The sequence below is a fragment of the Magnetovibrio sp. genome, assembly GCF_036568125.1.
Lineage (GTDB): Bacteria > Pseudomonadota > Alphaproteobacteria > Rhodospirillales > Magnetovibrionaceae > Magnetovibrio.
Genome location: NZ_DATCTF010000019.1, coordinates 37,669 through 60,778 on the forward strand (window position 1 = coordinate 37,669; position 23,110 = coordinate 60,778).

Consider the following 23,110-nt stretch of genomic DNA (forward strand, 5'->3'; position numbering starts at 1 on the left):
TTGCGAATCGAGGCTAACCACATGGAATCATTGAAAATTACTTCCAAAAGACTCTTTATCCACACATTTCCTCTGGACTCAGCTTGCGAGTCTCTCCCCCCTTCGACACACTAAATCTAGTGCTCATGCCTTAACAGGCACACATCAAGTGGCCCACAACGAGGGGTCCCGTGGATTTGGGGAATTGACACCATGCCGCTTATGCATCGTGAAATCGAAGTTTCGCAGCACCATCCGATGGACGTGGTCGAAAAGACCGTCGGTCTGTACGAGTGGCAAACCGAACGCAGCTGCGATACCGAAATCGCCGCGCAGGTTCCCGGTAAATGGTGCGATTACTCCATGTACTTCACCTGGAGCGACAACGCCGAGGCCTTGCAACTGACGTGCGCGTTCGATATGCGCATCCACAAGGACAAGCGCGCCGCGGTTCACGAACTGCTGATGCTGGCCAACGAAAAGCTGTGGCTGGGTCATTTCACCTTGTGGGCCGACGAAGGCTTGCCGATGTTCCGCCATGCCCTGCCGCTGCGCGGGGCCGAAGCGCCGACCATCGAACAGATCCAAGACATGGTCGAAACCGCGCTGTACGAATGCGAACGCTTCTACCCGGCGTTCCAGTACGTGATCTGGGGCGGACACAGCGCCGAACAGGCCATGGCGTCGGCACTGCTTGAAACCGTGGGTGAAGCCTAACATGCCGACTTTGTTGCTCATCGGCTGCGGCAAGATGGGCGGCGCCATGCTGGAAGGCTGGCTCGACCAAGGCATCGCCGCCACCGACATAACCGTCATTGAACCCAGCGCCGAGCTGGCCGCGACGCTGGCCGGAAAGTACGGCGTAAATGCCGTCAGCGGCGCACACGCGCTGGCGGAAGATTATGCCCCCGACGTTGCCGTGTTGGCGGTCAAACCTCAGGTCATGGACCAAGTTCTTCCGCCTTACAAAAACCTGGTCGCGCACGCCACCGTGTTCCTATCCATCGCAGCGGGCCGCACCATCGCCAGCTTCGAAACGATCTTGGGGACGAACGCCGCCGTGGTGCGCGCCATGCCCAACACCCCCGCATCGGTCGGACGCGGCATCACCGTGGGCTGCCCCAACGCCAACGTCACCGACACCCAAAAAGAGCTGTGCGATCGACTGCTGACATCCGTCGGCCAGGTCGAATGGGTCGACGACGAAAAGCACATGGACGCGGTCACCGCCGTGTCTGGCAGCGGCCCGGCGTACATCTTTTTGCTCGCCGAGGCCATGGGCCACGCCGGACGCATGAGCGGTCTGCCGCCGGAGCTGTCCGACAAGTTGGCCCGCGCCACAGTCGCGGGGGCCGGTGAGCTGCTGCACCAATCCCCGGAATCTGCGGCCACCTTGCGCGAAAACGTCACCTCGCCGGGCGGCACTACGGCGGCGGCTCTGGAGGTTTTGATGGGACCGCATGGGCTAAAAGAACTGATGGAAAAGGCTATCGACGCCGCAACCCGGCGCTCGAAAGAACTTGCCAGTTAAAGATGAGCGCAGACATCACCTTCGACGACTTTCTCAAAGTCGACATCCGCGTCGGTCAAGTGATGCGCGCCGAACCGTTCCCCGAAGCGCGCAAACCCGCCATCAAGCTGTGGATCGATTTCGGCGCTGAAATCGGCGAGCGCAAAACATCGGCGCAAATCACCGTCCATTATGATCCCGAAACGCTGATCGGTCGGAACGTCCTGGCAGTGGTCAATTTTCCGCCGCGCCAGATCGGCAAATTCATGAGTGAAGTTCTGGTGCTTGGCGTGCCCGACCAAAACGGTGAGGTGGTGCTGCTCAGCCCAGACCAAGACGTCCCACTGGGCGGGCGTCTGTACTAGCGGGTACTTGCGCTACCCTGCGCCTGAAAACTGCGACAATCCAACCCTGCATAGTATTTCGCCATGCGGCCAATCTCGACATCCGAAAGCGGTTTTATTTTCGCCTCCATGAGAGGGTGGTTCCTGCGGCTTTTGGTATTTATTGACTTCTGACCGTTGGCACGGTCGCGGATCAGCAACAATTGTTTGCGCAAATACGTTTGCGATTGGCCGGCAAGAATGGGCACGTTATACGCCGTGCCCAACCCATCGACACCATGACAAGATGTGCATTGTTCGACCAATTGAGGCGGAGGCTTATAGGCTGACGGCGGGCGCGTTCCGGGCTCGGATGAACTGCATTCCATCTTGTCCAGAACGTCGGAAAGATAAGGAAAAAGCTCCGTTGCAACCTTGGACGTAACCCTGTTCATATTTTCGTCAGAGCGCTCCCAAAGACTCCACTCGCTTCTGCTATCGGCCATTTTGTCGATGTTGTTTTTATCGAAGACTTCCAGTTGCTTGAGAACGTAGTAGTACTTTTGTCCCGCAATTTTCGGGATGCGAGAGTCCTTTTGTCTTTTCTCGGGACCGTGACAGGCGGTGAAGCAAGCGTCGATCGTTTTGGTAACCCGACGCTGCAGGGCAGCATCTTGTTGCCATTGCTTATCGGGCCGCGCATTTAGGCTGACGTAACCCACGTCACCCAAATCCAAACCGTCGAACGTCGTTTCTGCATGCGCAATCGTTGAAACGCCGCAAAATAGAGCGAACGTCACCGCACAGAATCTCATGCATACGTTGAGTTTCATGGCGCCCCACCATGCCCACACGCTATTATTAATATCATACAATATTAATCATAACATGAATGAATTCGATGGATCGATTTTTTTGATGGCGCCCTGTTCGTAGAAAAATACGTATCGACGGTCGAAGACATTTTCAACACCTGAACTGAGGCCTTGCGCGCCGATCAAAATAGGATGAGTGCAACCGCCAACCCCACCAAGGGCATACTCCCGTTTTGATGGATAAATATCGCGATATGTCTCACCAGCTTGTAAGCGGCCATCAATGCTTACACCGGCAACGACACCCGCACACGCAGTCCGCCGCCGGGGGCGTCTTCCAGTTCAATTTCACCGCCGTGGCCGCGGATCACGTCGCGCGCGATGGTCATGCCAAGGCCGACACCGCCGGTGACCGGATTGCGCGAGGTGTCGAGACGCACGAACGGCTTGAACACGTCGGCGCGCTTGTCTTCGGGAATACCAGGGCCATCATCGTCAATGACGATTTCCACCGTCTCGCCACGCACCCCTGAGCGAATGGAAATGTGCTGGCCATGGCGGATGGAGTTTTCCACCAAATTGGTCAGTGCACGTTTCAGCGCATTGGGCTTGATCGGGGCGCGGATGTCGCCTTCGCTATGCAAATCGATTGCCGCGCCCTTGCGCCGCGCCTGACCGACGATTTCCGAAAGCATGTCCGAAAGGCTGAAGTCCACCGCCGTTTCGCCACCTTCTCCGCGGGCGAAGGCAAGGTATTCTTCGAGCATGTGCTCCATGTCCGCGATGTCGGTTTTCAAATCCGCCACACCGTCCACGTCGCCCATCATTTCCAGTTGCAGCTTCATGCGCGTCAACGGCGTGCGCAGATCGTGCGACACCCCTGCCAACATGTCGGTGCGTTGTTGGATATGACGCTTGAGGCGGTTACGCATGGCGATGAACGCGCCTGCCGCACGACGAACCTCGGTCGCGCCTTCGGGTTTGAAGCGCGGCGTGTCGCGGCCCATGCCGAAATCCTTGGCTGCGCGGGCGAGCCTGCGGATGGGACGCACCTGGTTGCGCATGAACACCATGGCGACCGCGAACAACAGCATCGAGGTGCCCGCCATCCACAGCACGAACACATAGGTGGTGGTGGAAAACAGCCGCTTTCGCGGCACCGTGACGTTCAGCACGCCATCGGCCAATTGCACGTCGATCTCGACAAAGCGATCCTGGCTTTGCGCATCGATGCGATGCGGCTTGGCCACCGCCTCGTCCATGGCCCCGGTCAATTGGCGCACCAAGATGGTTTCGCCGAGCTTGCGGGTGTCGCGCAGCACGTCGCCGCGCTTGAACGCAATATCCAATTGCAACGAAACTTCCACTTGGCGAAACAGGGCCTGCTGCGCCAGAACGTCCGGCGCGCGACGCATCCCTTCGATCACCACCGCGATTTCACCGGCCACGCCCAACGCCAAACGACGCCCGACCTTATTCCAGTGGTTTTCGAAAAACACCGTCGCGCTGATCACCTGAAGCAAGATCAGCGGCGTGACGATGATCAACACCGATCGCCCGAGCAGGCTTTTGGGCAAGTACGGTTTCAAGACCGTGGACAGTTGCATGGCGCGCCCCTCAATCCGGCATCAGGACGTAGCCCTTGCCACGCACCGTCTGAAGATAGCGCGGCAGCTTGGGATCCGCTTCGATTTTTCGGCGCAACCGCGTGACTTGCACATCCACCGCACGTCCGCCGCCGCTGGCATCGGCGCCCGCGCCGGTGCGTTCGATCAAATCGTCGCGCGACAACGGCTCCCCCGGACGTTCGGCGAGCACCTTCAGCAACTGAACCTCGACCGTGGTCAGGCGCACCGGCCGGTCGTCGACCTTCAACACGCCACGATCCAAATCAAAGCTTGCCGCACCCATGGTGATCATGCGCGGTGCTTCGTCGACGTCGTTGCGTTGCGGGGCGCGCTTGAGGATGTTGTTGACGCGCAGCAACAATTCGCGCGGTTCGAACGGTTTGGTGAGATAGTCGTCGGCACCGTGTTCCAGCCCACGGATGCGGTCTTCGGCCTCGCCCATGGCAGTCAACATCAAGATCGGCACGTCGGAGGTGGTGCGCAGATCGGCGGCGAAGTCGAGGCCGCTTTCGCCCGGCATCATCAAATCCAGCACGATCAGGTCGAACGCCAACGACGCCAGCTTGGCGCGCGCGTTGGCGGCATCGGTCGCACTGATCACGATGAAGCCGTTGTCGCTGAGATACTTTCTCAACAACTCGCGCAGACGATCATCGTCGTCCACCACCAATATGTGCGGAAGATCCGCCACCATGCCCCCAGGCCTCCTCACCGTTTCATAGCGCGACCTTAGCACCTCAATCGGTATGAGGGCCACCACCCGTGAAACGCGCCCGATCGTCGGCGTTGATGATTTCCGTCAACACCGCCTTGAAGCCTTGAACGGCCTGTGCCCCGGCGGCCTTGTAGGCCCGGCTGATGCGCGCGCTTTGACAGCCCGTCAAGCGGCCTTCCAACGCTTCACCTTTATCGGTCAGGGCCAAAATGCGCCGCCTGCGATCACCCACATCCGTTTCTTGATCGATGTAACCTTCGCGCACCAATTGGCCCAGCACCCTGGACAAGCTTTGCTTGGTGATCTTCAAGATGCCCAACAGCCGATTGACAGTGATGCCGGGATTGCGTTTGACGAAATAGATGACGCGATGATGGGCGCGGCCGAAGCCGTCGTCGGCAAGAATCGCATCCGGCTCGCCGGTAAAGTCGCGATAGGCAAAGAACAAAAGCTCCAGTGCTTGGCGCAGTTCCTCGTCACTGAGATAGGCGTTCAGCAGCTCATCGTTCGCGCCTGCCGGCTCGCTCTGGCTCATATCGCCTCCACATCAAATTAAGTCAGCCTTGTTGACATATATGCCGAGTCCTGATAAAAAACGCAACAACATTCCTGGGAAAAGTCCCAATTCGGTAATATTATTCCAAAATATCCTTTGGCTGAGTAAGCTGAAGCAACGAGAAGGGTGAAGACGATGGCGGGTCCCGCTTACGACGACCGTGATGGCAAGATCTATTACGACGGTGAAATGGTGGACTGGCGCGATGCCAAGGTTCACTTGCTGACCCATGCCTTGCATTACGGATCGGCGGTGTTCGAAGGCGTTCGTATGTATTCGGGCAAGATCTTCAAGCTGCGCGAGCATTCCGAGCGTTTGATCAAATCCGCCGAAATCATGGGCTTTAAAATCCCCTACAGCGTCGAAGAGATCGACCAAGCCTGTATCGACGCGTGCACCGTCAACGGTATCACCGACGGCTACCTGCGCCCGGTGGCGTGGCGCGGCAGTGAAATGATGGGTGTGGCAGCGCAAAGCAACACCATCCATTTCGCCGTGGCGGCGTGGGAATGGCCCAGCTATTTCTCGCCCGAAGCGCGCGCCAAAGGCATCAGCCTGACGACGTCGCAATGGCGACGCCCGCCGCCCAACACCGCACCGGTTCATGCCAAGGCCGCAGGGCTTTATATGATCGCTACGCTGTCCAAACACGCAGCCGAAGCAAAGGGCTTCACCGATTCGTTGATGCTCGATTGGCGCGGACAGGTCGCAGAAGCCACCGGCGCGAACATCTTCATGGAAATGGGTGACGGCAAACTTCACACCCCGATTCCCGACTGCTTCCTCGACGGCATCACCCGACGCACGGTCATCGACCTGGCCCGCGCGCACGACATCGAAGTGGTCGAACGCGTGATCATGCCCGAAGAACTGGGCAACGCGACGCAGGTGTTCCTCACCGGCACGGCCGCGGAAGTCACCCCGGTGGGACGCATCGACGATCACACCTACCAAGTTGGCGAGATTACCCAAACCTTGATGACCGCGTACGAAAGAGCTGTCGGCAAAGTCACCGCCGAAATGCCGCTCAACAGCCAAAGCCGCGCATCTTAAAGCTTAAAGCTCAAAGCCTAAAACCGCATCGGTGCATCACCGATGCGGTTTTTTTGTGACCTGAGAGCTACATCCTGTGTTCGCGATAAACGATCCCGTTGGCCTGCTGCAATTCGCGCACATAGATGATGATCGAGGCCATCTTCTTGGCTGAGACCTGAGGCTGAGGCGGCATGTCGCCAAAGTTCCAATGGTGGCGTTTAACGCCGCGCACAGCTGCCAATTGGAAGGTTTGGTCGCTGTGATGCCCAGGATTGTATATATCGTGAATCAACGGCGGGCCTTGTTCACTGCCCGATGCATTTTTGCCATGACATTGGGCGCAGATCGCCTCAAAGCTCTCCTGACCGACCTTCGCTTTAGAGGAAAGCAGCGGAACCTGAACATCCACCAACGTGGCACTGGACGCTGAGCGGCTGGTTATTTTTGAAGCGATGACACCGCCGCTGGCCAACAGAACCAGGACAACGATAAACTTGGGTAGATGATTGACCATACTCATCGTTTCTCACATCCCCTTGCTTTTATAGAACCTTAAAAGCAGCGTAAACGCTCCAGAGATGGGAAGGTCAATACGTCACATTGCCCCGCCGGGTTTGTCGACGTGATGCTCGCTCAGCTTTTCGACGAGAAAATCGAACGCATCGTCAACACTGTCGGAACAATGAAACAGTTCCAGGTCGCTGGGCGAGATGGTGCCGTATTTGACCATCGCGTCGAGGTTCAAGATCTCGTTCCAATACTCAGACCCGTACAGCACGACCGGCATGGCCTTGCCCATCTTGCGGGTCGAAACCAAAGTCATCAACTCAAAGAACTCGTCGAGTGTGCCATAGCCGCCGGGGAACACGATCATCGCCTTGGCGAGATATGAAAACCAAAATTTGCGCATGAAGAAGTAATGAAACTCGAACGCCAACTCGCGCGAAACGTAGGGATTTTCATGCTGTTCGAACGGCAGAGAAATATTAAGCCCTATGTTGTGGCCCTTGGCGTCGGCGGCGCCGCGATTGGCGGCTTCCATGATACCGGGACCGCCGCCGGTACACATCACGAAGCGTTTGGAGCGCCCTTTCAGACCCTTCGACCATTCCGTCAGACGCCGTGATAATTCGCGCGCTTCTTCGTAGTAGCGAGACATCTGCAACGTTTGTTCCGCCCGAGCCACGTCGCCGCCGTGGTTCTTGGCCGATTGCAACGCTGCTTCCGCGACCTCGCGCGAACGAATGCGCGCGGAACCGAAAAACACGATGGTGTCGGAAATGCTATGACGTTCGAAGCGATCTTCCGGCTCCAAAAATTCCGCCATAATGCGCATGGGGCGACCGGCGCGGCTTCGGATGAAGTCCAAATCTTTATAGGCTTTGATCGGCCTGTCCGCGCCGTTTTCGCCATCGCGCTTGTCGGGCTTTCTCGCCATGATCGGGTCTCCAGATCTAAGTCCTTATTGCTCTTATAGTTTTCACCCAATCGAAAACAAAAGCAAGATCAGCCTGAGACCCGTTCCAGCAAGTCTGTCAGGTCCGGAACCGTTTCGGTGCCAGGGGGGAACAAGTTGCTGTGGTGCGGCGCGACGCGGCCCAAAAACGCAACGTTGCGGTCGTGGGCGGCATCATAATCCGTCATCGCATCGCCGACGAACAACACCCGCTTCAGATCGAGCCCATTGCGGGTCGTGATGTCGTCGATGATCTCGGGCTTCAAGCGCGGCGAGCCATGGACCTCGTCAAAATATTCGTCCCATCCCCGCTTGGTGACGATGCGTCGCAACTCGTCCTCGGGGGTGCCGGAAATGACATACAGCTTCATTTGTCCCCGCACCGCTTGCAAAAACTCGACCGCGCCAGGCACGGCGCAAACCGCAACAACTTTGCTTTCGACGATGCTCGCATAACGTCCAACCCAGTCGTCCAGGTCTGCCTGGCTCAAGGGCTGGCCTAAATATTCCCTGTGATACATTTCGATTTTTCGCACCCGGGATATTCCGCCATGACGGATATGATGGGCCACGCAACGCTGAACCACCTCGGGTCCAAACTCACCATACAGTTCGCGAAAGGCATCGGTTTTGATGTCGGCGCTTTCCACCAACACGCCGTCGAAGTCGAAAAAAATCGCGTCGTACCGGATGATCCAGCCCCCCACACTAAAACGCTATTGATCCCAGCGCTTGGTCGCGTCGTCGTCGCTGGCCTTGGCTTCGACCCAATGATCACCCGTCGGCGCACTTTCTTTTTTCCAAAACGGCGCCTTGGTTTTCAACCAGTCGATCAGAAAATGGCAGGCCTCGAACGCGGCCTCGCGGTGGGCACTGGCGGCGGCGACAAACACAATCCGTTCGCCTGGTTCCAACCGACCGAAGCGGTGAATGATCAGCGTGCCATCCAACGGCCAGCGCGCGTGGGCTTCTTTCTCGATCGCTTCGAGTTGTTTTTCGGTCATGCCCGGATAGTGTTCCAAGGTCATAGCCGAAATTTTCTCGTCCCCGGCAAAATCGCGCACCAGCCCGATGAACGAGCACACCCCGCCGATGGTGTGGTTGTCGGCGGTGAGGCGTTCCAACTCTTGCCCCGGATCGAAGTCGTGTTCCTGGACGCGGATCATCTCGGCTCAGCCCCCGGTTACCGGCGGAAAGAAAGCGACCTCGTCGCCGTTGACGAGCGCATGATCGGTCGCGACGTGCTCTTGATTGACCGCCACGCGCACCACCGCCTCATTGGCGAAGGCATCGGCGAAACCGTCACCACGGCCCTTGAGCCACCCGATCAAGCCGGAGACATCGGATACGCCATCCGGCAAATCAAACTCTTCCTGCCCCGTTCCGGTCTTTTCCTTCAACCAGGCAAAATACAAAACCTTCACGATGTCATCTCCACAAACGGCAAGAAATCAACCATATCGCCTTCGTTCACGCGCACCAAATCTTCCGGCAGTTCTACCAATCCGTCGCTGGCGACCATCGAGGTCAGAATACCCGAGCCTTGGGACGGGTGCTTGTGCACGCAGGTCACGCCATTTACATCCGTCTGTAAATTCGCGCGCAGCCATTCCCGTCGTCCGGCCTTTTTGTTCATCGCGAACGCAGCGGGGATGCGGTACACGTGCGGGTCCATCGCTGTGCGTCCCGACAGCGCCAAGATCAACGGCCGGGCGATGCGCATGAACGTCACCATCGCCGCAACCGGGTTTCCCGGCAGGCCGACGAATGCGGTATCGACGATCTTGCCCAAGGCCATTGGCCGGCCCGGCTTGATGGCCAAACGCCAAAAATCGATGCTGCCCAGGCTTTGCACCACATGGGTGATGTGATCTTCTTCGCCCAGGCTGACCCCGCCCGAAGTGATGATCAGATCGTGACCCGGATAAGCGTCGTGTAAAGCCGAGCGAATTTCAGCGACCCGGTCCGGTAAAATACCAAGATCGGTGACTTCGCAGCCCAGCCCCTTCAGCAGCGCGCTGATCGCATAGCGGTTGGCGTCGAAAATGGCCCCCGCACCCGCTTGATCGAATTCCGGATCGACGACCTCGTCGCCGGTGGAAAAAATCGCGCACCGCAGGCGGCTGTATACCTTGAGCGTGCCCAGTCCCAGCGACGCCGCCAAACCGATTTCCTGGGCGCGCAGGACGCTACCTGCCTTGATCACCACGTCGCCGGCGAACACGTCCTCGCCCCGCTTACGGCGGTTGGCGCCTTGCTTGATGCCCGGCGGCAAAATGACGGTGTCGCCATCGAGGCTCACGTCTTCTTGCATGAATACGGTGTCCATGCCCTCTGGCACCGGCGCGCCGGTGAAGATCTGTACCGCCTCACCTGCTTCAGAAGGCCGTCCCAGCGGATGGCCCGCGGCGATGCGGGCGCTCACCGGCAAGCGGGTGTCCGTGCCGTCGAGCAAATCCGCATACCGCACCGCGTACCCATCGACAGCCGAATTGTCGTGCGGCGGAACGTCGCGCGGCGCGGTGATGTCTTCGGCCAGCACCCGGCCAAAGGCATTGCGCAACGACACCGTTTCGGTGCCAACGACAATGCGAGCGCGGTCTTTGAGCACCCGCAGCCCTTCGTCAAAAGGCATCAAGTCATCGCCAATTTTAAAGCAATCGTCTTGCAAGCCCGCCATGTCACTTCCCTTGCGTAGATTTCCCGCCGGCAGCGTCCGTTTCGGCAATGTGGCGCAGCCCCGCGCGCAGATAGTCGTACCCCGTAACAATGGTGATCGCGGCGGCGATCCACAAACCATAAATGCCGATTTCCCAGGTGGTGGCGAAACCGAAGTCGGGCCCAACATCGCCGACGATCAAAAAACCTAAGGCCAACATTTGAATGGTGGTCTTCCATTTTGCCAGCAGGCTCACCGGCATGCCCACTTGGGCCTCGGCCAGGAACTCGCGCAAGCCAGAAACCAAAATTTCCCGGCATAAAATCACTGCGGCGGGCAAGATGTGCAGCGCGCTGATGCTTTCCACCCCGACCAACATGAACAGAACCCCGGCGACCAAAAGTTTGTCCGCGATGGGGTCCAGGAACCGTCCGAACGCCGATTGCTGGTGCCAAGCGCGCGCCAGATAGCCGTCGAAAAAATCGGTGACGCAGGCATAGGTATAAGCCGCGAACGCCAGCCAGTTGCCCAACGGTCCGCCCAGCATGATGAAGCCAAGCACCACCGGGATGGCAAGGATACGCGAAACGGTCAAAACATTGGGAACGTTGAGAATCATAATTCTTTGCTTGGAGGGCCAAAATTTTAAAAATTGCGGTCGAACGATTGCATTCTAGCGCTCTATGCGTCGGGATGAAACCAGTCATAAATCTGTTTGGCGGTTGATTTTGAAATGCCATCCACCGCTTCCAAATCAATCAACCCGGCTTCTTCCACCGCCTTGGCCGAACCAAAGTGATGCAGCAGCGCCTTTTTGCGCTTCGCACCGATCGATGGAATGTCGTCAAGTTTGGAATGCTGCTGGGCTTTTGCGCGCCGCGCCCGATGGGTGCCAATGGCGAAGCGATGCGCCTCGTCGCGCAGACGCTGGATGAAATACAGCACCGGGTCGCGCTCTTCGAGCTGCTTAGGCGCTTGGCCGGGCAAAAAAATGCGTTCGCGCCCGGCGTTGCGGTCCGGCCCCTTGGCGACGCCGGCCACGGTGATCCCCTCGATATCCAGTTCGCTCAAGACTTCCACCGCAATGCCTAGCTGACCGCGCCCGCCGTCGATCAACAACAGATCCGGCCAGTCCGAGCCTCGCTCGCCGCCTTGTTCCTCGCTGTCTTTCAGGGCGCGCTTGAAGCGTCGTGTGAGCACCTCGCGCATCATTGCGTAATCGTCGCCGGGCTCATACCCGTCCGCGCCGCCCCCCTGTGCTATGGGAACATTGGATGCACCGCGAATGTTGAACTTGCGATAGGCGTTTTTACGAAAGCCTTCCGGTCCCGCGACGATCATCGCGCCGACCGCATTGGTGCCGGAAACGTGGGAGTTGTCGTAGACTTCAATGCGGTTGGGCGGGTGATCGAGGCCAAACAGCACAGCCATTTCTTCGAGCATCTTTTCTTGGGTGGCGAATTCGGCTGAGCGGCGCGCCAGCGCATCGCGGGCGTTGTCCAAGGCATGCGCGACCAACCCGGCGCGGTCGCCGCGGGTCGGACGGTTGAGTTTGACTTTGCGTTCGGCACGTACCGCCAAGGCATCCGCAATCAAGGTGGCGTTGGGAATATCGTGGCTGAGAAGGATTTCGCGCGGCGGCACATGGGCGGCGTAGAACTGGCCCAGGAAGGCCTCCAACACATCGGCCACGTCCTCGCCTTTGGCTTGGGCCGGGAAATAAGCGCGATTGCCGAAATTACGCCCGCCTCTAAAAAAGAACACTTGCACGCAATTGAGGCCGTTTTTGTGGCTCAACGCCACAACGTCGGCATCGACAACGGTGCCGGGGTTGATGTCTTGGTGTTGCTGGATGCGTGTCAGCGCGCGAATGCGATCGCGGTATTCGGCGGCTTGCTCAAATTCCATGGCATCGCTGGCGTCCTGCATCGCACGCGCCAGGCGCTTTTGAATGTCCTGGCTCTTGCCTTGCAGAAACTGCCGCGCTTCGTTGACCAATTGGGCATAGGCCTCCCGATCGACCTTGCCTTCCACGCACGGGCCCGAGCAGCGCTTGATTTGATACAGCAGACACGGCCGGGTGCGGTTGGCGAACACGGAATCGGTGCAAGTACGCAGCAAAAACGCGCGTTGCAGCACGGTCAGGGTTTCGTTGACCGCCCACACGCTGGCGAAAGGCCCGAAATAATCGCCCTTTTCCTTGTGTGCGCCGCGATGTTTGAGGACCCGGGGATAGTCGTGCGCCGTGGTCACCAGGATTTCCGGAAAGCTTTTGTCGTCGCGCAACAAGATGTTGTAGCGCGGCGCCAGCTTCTTAATCAGGTTGGCTTCCAACAGCAGCGCTTCGGCTTCGGTGTGTGTTGTGACGAATTCCATCGCCTGGGTCTGCGCCACCATGCGCCGGATCCGCACCGACTGGCGTTCGGGCTTGGTGTAGCTGGCCACCCGTTTTTTCAGATTTTTCGCTTTGCCGACGTACAAAACCTTTCCACCCTCGCCGAGCATGCGGTACACCCCCGGTTTGCCGGGCAGGGTTTTGAGATAGCGCTCGATCACCGCAGCGCCCGACTTATCCCCACGAGCGGCCTGCTCGGCGTCGCTTTCAGCTGAGTTTTCGACGGACGGATCGGTGGGCGGCAAGGTTGTCTGCATACTGGAAATTACGCTCATCAGACGTTCGGCGTAAAGGTTTCTAATACTTTCAGATGGTTGCTAAAGGGGTTCCGAACGGCGGTAAACGCGATGTTCGTTCTTGACCTTGGAACTATCCACCAAAGCTGTGGATAAGTTTGTGCACAATGAGCTTCCGCCGGGGTCCCGTCCAAGGAGTCCCTCACATCCTTCTCTTTGCACATTTATTATGCAATTTCCTAATGTATTGATTTTGTTAAAATTTTATAGATTCACGAGACAATCGTCTTAAAACCAGCTTACAGACAAGTTACAGCATGGTTTCAATCAAGAATGCAACGGGCTGTGCAAAACCGACATTGCAAGTCGAGCTTAAGCGCTATTGAGGGGCATTTTGCCAAAGGGTAAATAAAGCCAAAACTATACTTCGGGATTAAAGCGCTCGATTTCGACGCCGACGCTCGAGGCGTCTTCGAAGACATCCAATTTTTCTACCCTAACGCGCACCGAACGCACCTGCGGGGAGACCAGACAGACCGTGGCAATTTCCTCGGCCAGGGTTTCCACCAGTTTGGTGTGTCCACGGTCGCAAACCGCGCGCACCGCGGTGGTGATTTGCTCGTAACAGACCACATTGTCGATATTGTCGGCCACGCTGGCGATATCACCTTCGAACACGGCGAGGTCCAAATTCAGGCGCACGCGTTGTTTGGCGTCATGCTCGAAATCATGCACGCCGATGGAGCTCATCAACACCAGATCGCGCACGAAAACGTGACGAATGCCGACGCGGGCATCTGCGACTGAGGGTGTGGAAACGAGGCGGATCGGGGCGTTGCTCATGGCATGGCCTTTGCTGCAGGGGGTCTGAGGGAACGTCATTCATTCGGTGGGTTGAGGTTCGATGCTTGCGCCCAGCCCAAGTGTTGCCCGCCATCGAGCGCGATCATCTGCCCGGTCATGGACGGCGCGTTGATGATGAAACGCACCGCATCGGCGATTTCATCGGGCATCACCCGCCGCCCAAGCGGGACTTCCGACCATTGACGGGCAAAATCGTCTTCCGATTGGCGCACGTTCTTGATGGTCGGCCCGGGACCGACCCCATTGACCCGAACCTTGGGCGCCAAAGCCAAGGCCAACGTCTGGGTTAACGTCCACAACGCAGATTTGGACACCGTATAGGACATGAAGAACGGCGTCAGATTCCATACCCGCTGATCGAGAAGGTTGATGATCGCCCCTTCAAGGCCGTCGGGAAGTTGTTCGGCGAACATTTGCGACAACACGAAAGGCGCGCGCAAATTCACATTCATATGCATATCCCAGCTTTCGCGGGTGCAATTTTCCACCGTGTCGTTTTCAAACAAAGACGCATTGTTGACCAGCGCCGTCAGCGGGCCGAGGACCTTCGTCGCGGCGGGTATGATGGCGCGCACCTCATCCTCATCGCCGAGATCGGCTTTGATCGCGACCGCTCGTCCCCCCACTTCGTGGATGGAAGCAACCAACTGATCGGCTTTTTCGTGAGAATTCAGGTAATGCACCGCGACGCCGAAGCCATGCGCGGCCAAATCGAACGCAATGGCGCGCCCGATACGGTGCGCCGCGCCGGTGATCAGTACATTGGGGTGTCCTTGGCTATCCATGGTCGGAGAATGAGCGAAGTCCGCGCCCGATGCAAGCCTCGGATTGACAGGCAAAAGCCAAACTCACCCAACCGCTCAACCGATCCAGGACAGAACCCGTTCTACGCCATAGCTCTGCGCGGCGATGTACAGGCCATACCCGCCCAGAAACAGCACGCCTTCGCGCCGGCCCAAGCGTGCCCCCATGGCCAGATACGCCAAAATGACCAGGGTCGCGGCCATCATCACCCACAGATCGAACTGAACCAATTGGCTGGGAACCGCCAAGGGAATAATTGCCGAAACCCCGCCGGCCACGCCCAAGGTGTTGAAAAGGTTGGACCCGATGACATTGCCGATGGAAACATCCGTGTGCCCGCGCCGCGCCGCCACCACCGACGCCGCCAATTCCGGCAATGAGGTGCCAAATGCGATCAACGTCAGACCGATGACTTCTTCGGACACGCCGAAATTGCGGGCAATTTCACTCGCCCCCGCAACCAGTTGATCTGCGCCGAAACTCAGCGCGATCAAGCCGCCGATGACACTGACCCAGGCCAACCACATGGGCATCTGAACATCTTGAAATTCTTCCGCCTCGCGTTCGTGCAAGTGGGCGCTGGCAATGCCATCGCGGCGTTCGCGCAGATAGGAACGCAGGAAATAACCGATCAGCACCAAGACCATCACCCCGCCCGCTATCTGGCTGACGGTTCCCGCCAGACACAGCCACGTGAACAGCACCGATGCGCCGGTCAACATCAGGCCGTCGCGGATCACCGCGCGGGTATCCACCACGATCGGGGCCAGCAACGCCGTGGCGCCGAGAATCAGCAAGATGTTGGCGATGTTGGAACCCACCACGTTGCCCAGCGCAATGGCCCCAGAGCCGTCCAAGGCGGCATTGAGACTGACGACGAATTCCGGCGCGGAGGTACCGAACGCCACCACCGTCATGCCGATCAACAGCATCGACAGTCCCAGCTTGACCGATACCTGCACCGCACCGCGGACCAAAAATTCCGCGCCCCCCAAAAGCAACGCAAAGCCAAAAATCACCTGCAAATAGATCATGCCTGTTGGTCCTTTTCGGCCGATTCGGGCGTTAGGTCGACGAAGGCATCGACGATATCGAGATAGAGGTCGCGCTTAAACGGCACGATCAGGTCCGGCAGATGTTTCATGTCGACCCACCGCCATTCGGAAAATTCCGGGTGTTTGTGGGTGTTCAAGTCGATGTCGGAATCATCGCCGAGAAACCGCATTGCATACCATTTTTGTTTCTGCCCCCGATAACGGCCTTTCCAGACTTGTTTGCGCACCTCTTTGGGTAAGTCGTAGGTCAGCCAGTCTTCGGTTTCGGAAATGATTTCAGCTTTGTTGGTGCCAATTTCCTCGTCCAACTCACGCATCACCGCTTCGCGCGGGTCCTCGTCGGCATCAATACCGCCTTGGGGCAGTTGCCACGCATCACCCGGCGTGTCGATACGCTTGGCGACAAAAACAAGGCCGTCGGCGTTCAAGAGAACGGCGCCGACACCAAGACGGTAAGGGAGATCGCGTTTTTTTGTCATAAATGTTTGTTTATCTGATGAGTTGTTTGTTGGCCAGGGACGACACCGGCACCAATTGCAGGCCCTTTTGATCTAGCGTCTTCAGCCACGTCGTCAAGCGCTCCAACGCTAATGGGCTGGCCGAAACGCGGGCAATGGCGATGGCGCGCTTTTTGGCCAAGGCTTCCAGTTCCTGCAATTGTAGATCCAGCGCGGTGCGTCCCGGATTGGCATCGAGGGTCAGATCCACCGTGGCCCACTTGGCGCCGACCTGATACGCCACACGGCTGCCCAACGAGTCTTCCATGCCGCCGTCAACGTACATCAAACCGCGCTTTTTCAACGCCTCGATGACTGTTTTCAACTGTTCCTCAACGGTCAGGAATTTACTTCCGTATACGCTCAACACCCCGAAATAGCCTGTGGTCTGGCTTAAGATCCATTCCAGTTTCTTGATGTTTTCATCCGGTGTCGCCAACGCTTTCAAGGCACTGGGGCCCGGGTCCGAGAACGGGAAATCGCTGGATTCAGAAGGCATGTTCAACAGCACCTCATGGCCCGCCGTGCGCGCGCGCTTGACCCAGAAATCCAAACCGCGCGCGTACACATCCATCGACAACGCAACGTCGGCGGGCGTGATGGAGATGGCCGCTTCGGTGGTGGCGCGCGACATACCCAAACCGGTGACGATGATGGCAATTTTCGGATCGCCGCTTTTGGTTTGCGGTTCCGGACGAGCGTAGGCGTCGTACGGTGTGTTGCCTTCGACGTCGATTTTCGGCAGCAGGCCGTGCTCGCTCGGTTCGACAAGAGTGTCAAGCGGCGCGGGCTGCAATGGTTCCGCCGCTGGCCAAGGCGTCAAGTTCTCATAGGACGCCTTGGTGGTCGACGGAATCACAACACCGACGCCGGGCTCCATCTGCACATCCAGGCCAAGTCGGCCCAACTCTGATTGCGGTGCCCCATCACCCGCGCTGGACATTCCTTCCACTGGCATGGCGGTCGCGCTCTCAACGCCAGTTGTGGCGGGCATTTCTGGGGCCGAAGCACCGAAGTTTGGTGCGGTGCTTCCCGGTGCAGAAAGCGCCGGCGCGGCCGTTTCGGGCACAGGCGCCGGAGCGAAATCATCCAGATTAAGAACCAGACCGCCGGCACCATCAGGCACAGGCGCATGGGTTCCCGCGGCGACGTCTTCGGTTGATTGCGGTCCTGCATCGCCGCCCAACAACCACCAGGAAAGGCCACCGATCACCATCGCAATCGCAACGCCGCCACCGGCCAAAATCCCGAGCTTCTTCAGCTTTGCTTTCTGCGCTTCTTCTTCGTCGTCTTCTTCGTCGTCGTCATCGAACCCGTCGCCGATATCAAAATCGGCGAGATCCTTCATGACCTGATCCGAAGCGCTGTCCGCGGACGTTTCGTCCGCTTCATCTAAGTCAAGGGCTTGGTCGTCGAACGGATCGTGCTCGTCACCCTCTTGATGGTCGAATTCGTGCTCATCGAATTCATCGAGCTCTTTGTTGTCGAAGTCGTCAAAATCGCCTTCGCCGTCCTCTTCGGCCTTTTCCCGGGCCTCCGCGTCGAGCTCATCCAAATCACCCAGATCGGCAAATAAATCGTCACCATCGCTGCCGGACGGACGGAAGTCGCGATCATCGTCTTCTTCGTCGTCGCCACCTTTTTTGCGCGACTTCAGCTTCGCGATCAAACCCATGGGGTTGAGACGTGCAAAAACACCGGTCACCGCCGACAGCTTATTGATCAACGGGAGTTTCACGTATCCCTCGCCCCCTGGCAGTGTATCCCCATGCGTCGGGTGCGCCGGGCAGCGGCACACCCGCCCTTATCAGCCCTTCGGGGCCGCCGTCATGTCGTTGTACAGATTGATGCCGCGTATCAAGTCCAGCGCCCGGGTGAGCTGATAATCCGACTGGGTCGCGGCTGCTTCGCCATCTTTCTCCGCCGCTTTTTCATCCCCTTGCGGGTCGGCTTTCTTGCTTTGAGTTTTGTCTTCTTTTTGATCCGGTTTTTGGCCGTTTTCTTTATCCAAGGCACCACGCAGATCGCGTTCGCGACGTTGGCTGTCGGGCTCCAGACTTTCAATTTTGGACTGCGGCACGTTGATATCGGGGGTGATGCCGACCGATTGAATGGAACGGCCGGACGGCGTGAAATAGCGCGCCGTGGTCATCTTCATGGCGCCATACTCACCCAGCGGCGAAATAGTCTGGACCGAGCCTTTGCCGAACGACTTGGTGCCCATCAAAATCGCGCGGCCATGATCTTGAAGCGCACCTGCGACGATTTCCGACGCCGAGGCCGAACCGCCGTTGATCAGCACCACCACCGGCAAGCCGTCGGTCAAGTCGCCCGGACGCGCGTTGTAGCGCTGCGCCGCATCGGGATGCTGTTCGGAACGGATGGAAACGATCTCGCCATGTTCCAAAAAGGCGTCCGATACGGCGATTGCCTGATCCAAAAGTCCGCCCGGATTGGCGCGCAGATCGAGCACAAAGCCTTTCAAGGTTTTATTCTTATCGTCTTTTTGCAGGTCTTTGCGCAGGCTTTTCATCGCCTTGGCAAGGCCGCTTGCGGCCTGCTCGTTGAACGACGTGATGCGCACATAGGCAATGTCGCCTTCCAAACGCGAGCGCACGGAGCGAATTTTCACCACCGCGCGGGTCAGCGTGACATCGAACGGATCCTTGCCTTCGCGAACCACCTTGATGGTGATCTCTGCGCCCACCGGGCCGCGCATCTTATCGACCGCTTCGGAAAGAGTCAGCCCCATGACCGGTTCACCGTCGAGATGGGTGATAAAATCGCCCGGCTGCAAGCCGGCGCGAAACGCCGGGGTATCGTCGATCGGCGACACCACCTTGACCACGCCGTTTTCCATGGTCACTTCGATGCCCAGACCGCCGAATTCGCCTTTGGTCTGAACCTGCATATCTTCGAAGCTGTCGGCGTTCATGTAGTTGGAATGGGGGTCCAGCGAGCTCAGCATGCCATTGATGGCGGCTTCGATCAGCTTTTTGTCAGACGGCTTTTCGACATAGTCGCCGCGCACCCGTTCGAACACATCGCCGAACAATTGCAACAACTTATATGTTTCCTGCGGATCCTTGCTTTCCTCTGCACGCACCTCGAAGGGAAGGGACAGGGCCGTCGCGCCCAGAAGAAACGCACCGACCAAGGCGGTGGTGATGTTCGGTCGAATGGTCATGCCTTGATTATCCCTTTGACTAACCCTGAGGTATCGATTTGCGTTGCGCGAGCCATGGTAGTGGGTTGATGGGTTGGTTGTCGCGGCGAAACTCTACATAAAGAACCGGCTGTTGACCACCGTCACTCAGGCCGTCGCTCATCACCGCGACGGGTTCACCGGCCAAAACCAGTTGGCCGATGGCCGCCCCGATGCGTCCCAGCCCGGCGAGAAGGCTATGATATCCTTCGCCATGATCAATGATCAAGAGTTGCCCATAGCCGCGAAACGGACCGGAAAACACGACTTTTCCGTCAAATGGCGCAATGACGTGGGCGTTGGCGCGGGTCTCGATCGATAGCCCTTTGCTGGTCATGCCGCCATCCAATTGCTGGCCGTAAAGTCCCGCCAAACGCCCCACGGCGGGAAATGGCAACTTGCCGCGCGCTTTGGAAATCGAACCGATGGTGCCCAGTGCGGCCAGATCGGCGGCGGCGGGGGTTTCCTGCGGAGCGACATGCAGGGTTGATCGTGCCTTGCGCTCCGCCTCCGCTTGGGCCTCGGCCAGGGCGCGGGCCTTGCGTTCGGCTTCGATGCGCGCCGTATTCAGCTTTTCAACTAGGTCACGCAGGTTTTTGGCTTGCTTGGCCAGTTTACGGGCCTCGGATTGGGCGGCGCGGCTTTTGGAAATCGCCTCGGCACGCAGCGCGGCCTTTTGCTTGCGCATGGTTTCAATGCGCTGTTCTTCTTCGCGTAGAACTTCAGCCGCGCCTTGCACGATCTGACGCTGATCGTCGACCTTCAGCCGGGCTGCGGCAAGATCGTCGAGTTCGGTTTTCAAGGTGTTGGCGCGTTTTTCGATCGCCGGCACGGCGGCGCGCAGCAAGATCGCACTGCGCACCGTGTCTTCGGGCGGAATCGGCTGGGCGATCAAGGCTTCGGTGGGAAACCGGGCGATGCGGCTGAGCGCCATGGTCACGCCCGAAAACTGCTTTTGCCGTGCCCGCAGTTGAACTTCCTTTTGCCGCGCGGCCCGTTCCAGACGGTTGAGTTCTTGTTCCAAACCGGCGACCGAGGCCTCTTGATCCTGCACCCGTTTCGCCGCCGCGACCAGTTTGCTGGAAAGACTGGCGAGATCTTGCTTTAGCGCAGCAGCTCGGGCTTTTTGGCGGTCGCTTTCGGCTTGTTGGCGCTTGATTTTTTCTTCGACGCTTTGCAGCTTGCTGTCGGCGTCCTTGACGTTTTGCGCCAGCGCGGGTGCGGTGGCGAGCGCCGTTGCGACCGCCAGCAGAACGCCACACAAATAGCCGGTTTGCTTACGCGCCAACAACCTCATCCCGGTCCAAGATGAGCGTGCTGCCAGTCATCGATCCCGGCACGCTCAGCCCCAACAGTTGCAAGATGGTCGGTGCGATGTCCGCCAAGCCACCGTTGCGCATGCCCTTGACCCAATCCGGTCCATTGACCAAAACGGCTGGGACCGGAAACAGGGTGTGCGCGGTGTGCGGGTTGGACCCGTCGCACATTTTTTCGCAGTTGCCGTGATCGGCGGTGATCAACATCACCCCGCCCGCAGCTGTGACCGCAGCCTCCAGTCGGCCGACGCAGGTGTCGACGGCCTCAACGGCTTGTATAGCAGCATCCATCACGCCTGTGTGACCGACCATATCGCCGTTGGCATAATTAACGACGATAAAATCGTATGTGCCCGCCTCGATGGCCGCAACCAGATTGTCGGTGACTTCGGGTGCCGACATTTCGGGCTGCAGATCGTAGGTCGGCACGTTGGGCGATTTGACCAAAATCCGGGTTTCGCCCTCGAACGGTTCTTCCCGCCCACCGTTGAAGAAGAACGTCACGTGGGCGTATTTCTCCGTCTCGGCGGTGTGCAGTTGCGTCATGCCCGCCTTGGAAATCACTTCGCCGAGAATGTCGTTGAGTTCGATCGACGGAAACAGCGCTTCGAAAAAGGCGTTGTGTGCATCGGAGTATTCCACCATGCCCGTGCAAGCCGCAAATTCGATGGTGCGCGAACGCTTGAAACCGTCGAATTCCGGGTCAGCCAATGCCGACAGAATTTCCCGCGCCCGATCAGCGCGGAAGTTGGCCATTAACAGGCCGTCGCCATTTTGCATACCGTCGAAATCGCCGATCATGGTCGGCTCGACGAACTCATCGGTGATACCGTTGGCGTACGCGGCGTTGATGGTTTCCAGCGCACTGGCGGAACGCTCGCCCTCGCCCTCGGCCAGGCAACGATAGGCTTTTTCCACCCGGTCCCAGCGGTTGTCGCGATCCATCGCCCAATAACGTCCGGTGACGGTAGCGATGGAAATGCAGTTCATGTGACGGATATCGACTTCGAATCGCGAAACCATGTTGGCGGCGCTTTTGGGTGGACTGTCGCGCCCGTCCAAAAATGCATGTACCTGAACGGGAATACCGTGCGCGCAGACGATTCCCGCCAACGTGCGCATGTGCCATTGGTGGCTGTGCACCCCGCCCGGTGACAGCAAGCCCATCAGATGGCAGGTGCCGCCGGTAGCTTTGAGTTTGTCGATGAACCGCATCAAGGCGGGATTGTTGTCGAGCGAACCGTCGTGAATGGCGCTGTCGATGCGCGGCAAATCTTGCAGCACCACCCGCCCCGAGCCCAACGTCATATGCCCGACCTCGGAATTGCCCATCTGGCCGTCGGGCAAGCCGACGCCGAGCCCCGACGCGTTCAATTGCGATTTCGGACAGGTCTTGACCAAACGGTCCCAATTGGGCGTTTCGCCCATCTTGATCGCGTTGTTGAGCGATTCCTGGCGTTCCCCCCAACCGTCGAGGATACACAGGACAACAGGCTTCATGCGTGGGCGTTCAGAGGTGCTGTTCATCGTCTATATATATGCCTTATCAGGTGCGTTTTCACATCAACAATCAATTAAACAATACGAACCCATTTGCGCTCATTCGCGATGATAGGGATGCCCGGTTAAAATCGCGTTGGCGCGGTACAATTGTTCGGCCAGCAGGCCCCGCACCAGCATGTGCGGCCAAGTCATGTCGCTCAGCGACAAGACCAGATTGGCCCGATCAAGAACCGCTTGGTCCAGTCCGTCGGCGCCACCGATCACAAATGCCACGTCCTTGACGCCTTCGTCGCGCCAGCCGCCGAGCAAGGCCGCAAACGCCTGACTGCCGAGCTTGCGCCCCCGTTCGTCCATAGCCACGACATGGGTGCCGTCGGCAATCGCGGCCAACAACAGTTCGCCTTCGCGGACCTTCAATTGGGCGGGGGGCAGGTTACGCTTTTCCTCCACCTCGCGCAGTTGCGGCGCGGGGTTGAGACGAGCGCTGTAATGCGCGTAGAGCTCACGCTCCGGCCCGGATTTCATACGGCCCACCGCGATGAGATGGGTGCGCATGAAC

At 58.4% G+C, this 23,110-nt stretch carries 25 protein-coding genes; 4 read left to right on the top strand and 21 right to left on the bottom strand.

The genetic code is table 11. The features are described 5' to 3' along the window. Positions 1-192: 192 nt before the first annotated feature. Genes VIN96_RS15410 through VIN96_RS15420 form a run of 3 tightly spaced genes read left to right on the top strand, consistent with a single transcriptional unit; the run spans position 193 to position 1,854 of the window. A complete protein-coding gene (locus tag VIN96_RS15410; RefSeq protein WP_331897394.1) occupies positions 193-696 on the top strand; it encodes a YbjN domain-containing protein in 504 nt (167 codons plus the stop codon). Between the two features lies 1 nt (position 697). Continuing rightward, positions 698-1,510 carry a pyrroline-5-carboxylate reductase gene (gene proC / locus VIN96_RS15415; protein ID WP_331897396.1) on the top strand — a complete coding sequence of 271 codons (813 nt, stop codon included), beginning with the start codon at positions 698-700 and terminating at the stop codon, positions 1,508-1,510. A gap of 2 nt (positions 1,511-1,512) precedes the next feature. After that, positions 1,513-1,854: a tRNA-binding protein gene (locus VIN96_RS15420; RefSeq protein ID WP_331897398.1), complete on the top strand. Its 342-nt coding sequence runs from the start codon at positions 1,513-1,515 to the stop codon at positions 1,852-1,854. On the opposite strand, the gene VIN96_RS15425 is transcribed toward VIN96_RS15420, so the two are convergent. The 4 genes from VIN96_RS15425 to VIN96_RS15440 all read right to left on the bottom strand — a co-directional run bounded on the left by VIN96_RS15425 (position 1,851) and on the right by VIN96_RS15440 (position 5,505). After that, positions 1,851-2,645, bottom strand: coding sequence for a c-type cytochrome (locus VIN96_RS15425; RefSeq protein ID WP_331897400.1), 795 nt, complete (start codon positions 2,643-2,645; stop codon positions 1,851-1,853). The genes VIN96_RS15420 and VIN96_RS15425 overlap by 4 nt on opposite strands. A 269-nt stretch (positions 2,646-2,914) precedes the next feature. Continuing rightward, positions 2,915-4,234: an ATP-binding protein gene (locus VIN96_RS15430; protein ID WP_331897402.1), complete on the bottom strand. Its 1,320-nt coding sequence runs from the start codon at positions 4,232-4,234 to the stop codon at positions 2,915-2,917. Between the two features lie 10 nt (positions 4,235-4,244). Continuing rightward, a complete protein-coding gene (locus VIN96_RS15435) occupies positions 4,245-4,949 on the bottom strand; it encodes a response regulator (RefSeq protein WP_331897404.1) in 705 nt (234 codons plus the stop codon). Positions 4,950-4,992: 43 nt separating this feature from the next. Beyond that, positions 4,993-5,505 carry a MarR family winged helix-turn-helix transcriptional regulator gene (locus tag VIN96_RS15440; protein ID WP_331897406.1) on the bottom strand — a complete coding sequence of 171 codons (513 nt, stop codon included), beginning with the start codon at positions 5,503-5,505 and terminating at the stop codon, positions 4,993-4,995. A gap of 156 nt (positions 5,506-5,661) precedes the next feature. Between VIN96_RS15440 and VIN96_RS15445 the strand changes: the two genes are divergently transcribed. Continuing rightward, positions 5,662-6,579 (top strand): branched-chain amino acid aminotransferase, encoded by a 918-nt coding sequence (locus tag VIN96_RS15445; RefSeq protein WP_331897408.1) that lies wholly within the window; start codon positions 5,662-5,664, stop codon positions 6,577-6,579. A gap of 67 nt (positions 6,580-6,646) precedes the next feature. Here the strand turns inward: VIN96_RS15445 and VIN96_RS15450 are convergent, their stop codons facing one another. The 17 genes from VIN96_RS15450 to rlmH all read right to left on the bottom strand — a co-directional run bounded on the left by VIN96_RS15450 (position 6,647) and on the right by rlmH (position 23,106). Beyond that, complete coding sequence (locus VIN96_RS15450) at positions 6,647-7,081, bottom strand: cytochrome c (RefSeq protein ID WP_331897410.1); 435 nt, start codon at positions 7,079-7,081, stop codon at positions 6,647-6,649. 75 nt (positions 7,082-7,156) lie between these two features. Further along, on the bottom strand, positions 7,157-7,999 hold the full coding sequence (locus tag VIN96_RS15455) for an LOG family protein (protein WP_331897412.1): 843 nt from the start codon (positions 7,997-7,999) through the stop codon (positions 7,157-7,159). Positions 8,000-8,067: 68 nt separating this feature from the next. After that, entirely contained in the window at positions 8,068-8,724 is a 657-nt protein-coding gene (locus VIN96_RS15460; RefSeq protein ID WP_331897414.1) for an HAD family hydrolase, read from the bottom strand. A gap of 9 nt (positions 8,725-8,733) precedes the next feature. Further along, complete coding sequence (locus tag VIN96_RS15465; RefSeq protein WP_331897416.1) at positions 8,734-9,183, bottom strand: molybdenum cofactor biosynthesis protein MoaE; 450 nt, start codon at positions 9,181-9,183, stop codon at positions 8,734-8,736. Positions 9,184-9,189: 6 nt separating this feature from the next. Continuing rightward, positions 9,190-9,441 carry a molybdopterin converting factor subunit 1 gene (moaD, locus tag VIN96_RS15470; RefSeq protein WP_331897418.1) on the bottom strand — a complete coding sequence of 84 codons (252 nt, stop codon included), beginning with the start codon at positions 9,439-9,441 and terminating at the stop codon, positions 9,190-9,192. Further along, positions 9,438-10,697 (bottom strand): gephyrin-like molybdotransferase Glp, encoded by a 1,260-nt coding sequence (gene glp / locus VIN96_RS15475; RefSeq protein WP_331897420.1) that lies wholly within the window; start codon positions 10,695-10,697, stop codon positions 9,438-9,440. Before glp ends, moaD begins: the two co-directional genes overlap by 4 nt. Before the next feature lies 1 nt (position 10,698). Continuing rightward, a complete protein-coding gene (pgsA, locus tag VIN96_RS15480; protein WP_331897422.1) occupies positions 10,699-11,295 on the bottom strand; it encodes a CDP-diacylglycerol--glycerol-3-phosphate 3-phosphatidyltransferase in 597 nt (198 codons plus the stop codon). A gap of 62 nt (positions 11,296-11,357) precedes the next feature. Next, positions 11,358-13,328: an excinuclease ABC subunit UvrC gene (gene uvrC, locus VIN96_RS15485; RefSeq protein ID WP_414675638.1), complete on the bottom strand. Its 1,971-nt coding sequence runs from the start codon at positions 13,326-13,328 to the stop codon at positions 11,358-11,360. A 399-nt stretch (positions 13,329-13,727) separates the two neighbouring features. Next, positions 13,728-14,150: a dihydroneopterin aldolase gene (locus VIN96_RS15490; protein ID WP_331897425.1), complete on the bottom strand. Its 423-nt coding sequence runs from the start codon at positions 14,148-14,150 to the stop codon at positions 13,728-13,730. Between the two features lie 35 nt (positions 14,151-14,185). Beyond that, the gene (locus VIN96_RS15495; protein WP_414675628.1) at positions 14,186-15,010 is read right to left on the bottom strand and encodes an SDR family oxidoreductase; all 825 of its coding nucleotides are present in this window, start codon (positions 15,008-15,010) and stop codon (positions 14,186-14,188) included. A gap of 21 nt (positions 15,011-15,031) precedes the next feature. Beyond that, on the bottom strand, positions 15,032-16,009 hold the full coding sequence (locus tag VIN96_RS15500) for a calcium/sodium antiporter (protein WP_331897426.1): 978 nt from the start codon (positions 16,007-16,009) through the stop codon (positions 15,032-15,034). Continuing rightward, positions 16,006-16,509, bottom strand: a complete 504-nt coding sequence (locus VIN96_RS15505; RefSeq protein ID WP_331897427.1) for an RNA pyrophosphohydrolase — start codon at positions 16,507-16,509, stop codon at positions 16,006-16,008. The genes VIN96_RS15500 and VIN96_RS15505 overlap by 4 nt, the downstream gene beginning before the upstream one ends. 10 nt (positions 16,510-16,519) lie before the next feature. Further along, on the bottom strand, positions 16,520-18,265 hold the full coding sequence (locus VIN96_RS15510) for a divergent polysaccharide deacetylase family protein (RefSeq protein ID WP_331897428.1): 1,746 nt from the start codon (positions 18,263-18,265) through the stop codon (positions 16,520-16,522). A gap of 69 nt (positions 18,266-18,334) precedes the next feature. Beyond that, positions 18,335-19,714, bottom strand: a complete 1,380-nt coding sequence (locus VIN96_RS15515; RefSeq protein WP_331897430.1) for a S41 family peptidase — start codon at positions 19,712-19,714, stop codon at positions 18,335-18,337. A gap of 19 nt (positions 19,715-19,733) precedes the next feature. Then, on the bottom strand, positions 19,734-21,020 hold the full coding sequence (locus VIN96_RS15520) for a murein hydrolase activator EnvC family protein (protein WP_331897431.1): 1,287 nt from the start codon (positions 21,018-21,020) through the stop codon (positions 19,734-19,736). Further along, positions 21,010-22,575, bottom strand: coding sequence for a 2,3-bisphosphoglycerate-independent phosphoglycerate mutase (gene gpmI / locus VIN96_RS15525; protein ID WP_331897432.1), 1,566 nt, complete (start codon positions 22,573-22,575; stop codon positions 21,010-21,012). Before gpmI ends, VIN96_RS15520 begins: the two co-directional genes overlap by 11 nt. 72 nt (positions 22,576-22,647) lie before the next feature. Next, positions 22,648-23,106, bottom strand: coding sequence for a 23S rRNA (pseudouridine(1915)-N(3))-methyltransferase RlmH (rlmH, locus tag VIN96_RS15530; RefSeq protein ID WP_331897433.1), 459 nt, complete (start codon positions 23,104-23,106; stop codon positions 22,648-22,650). Between the last annotated feature and the right edge of the window lie 4 nt (positions 23,107-23,110).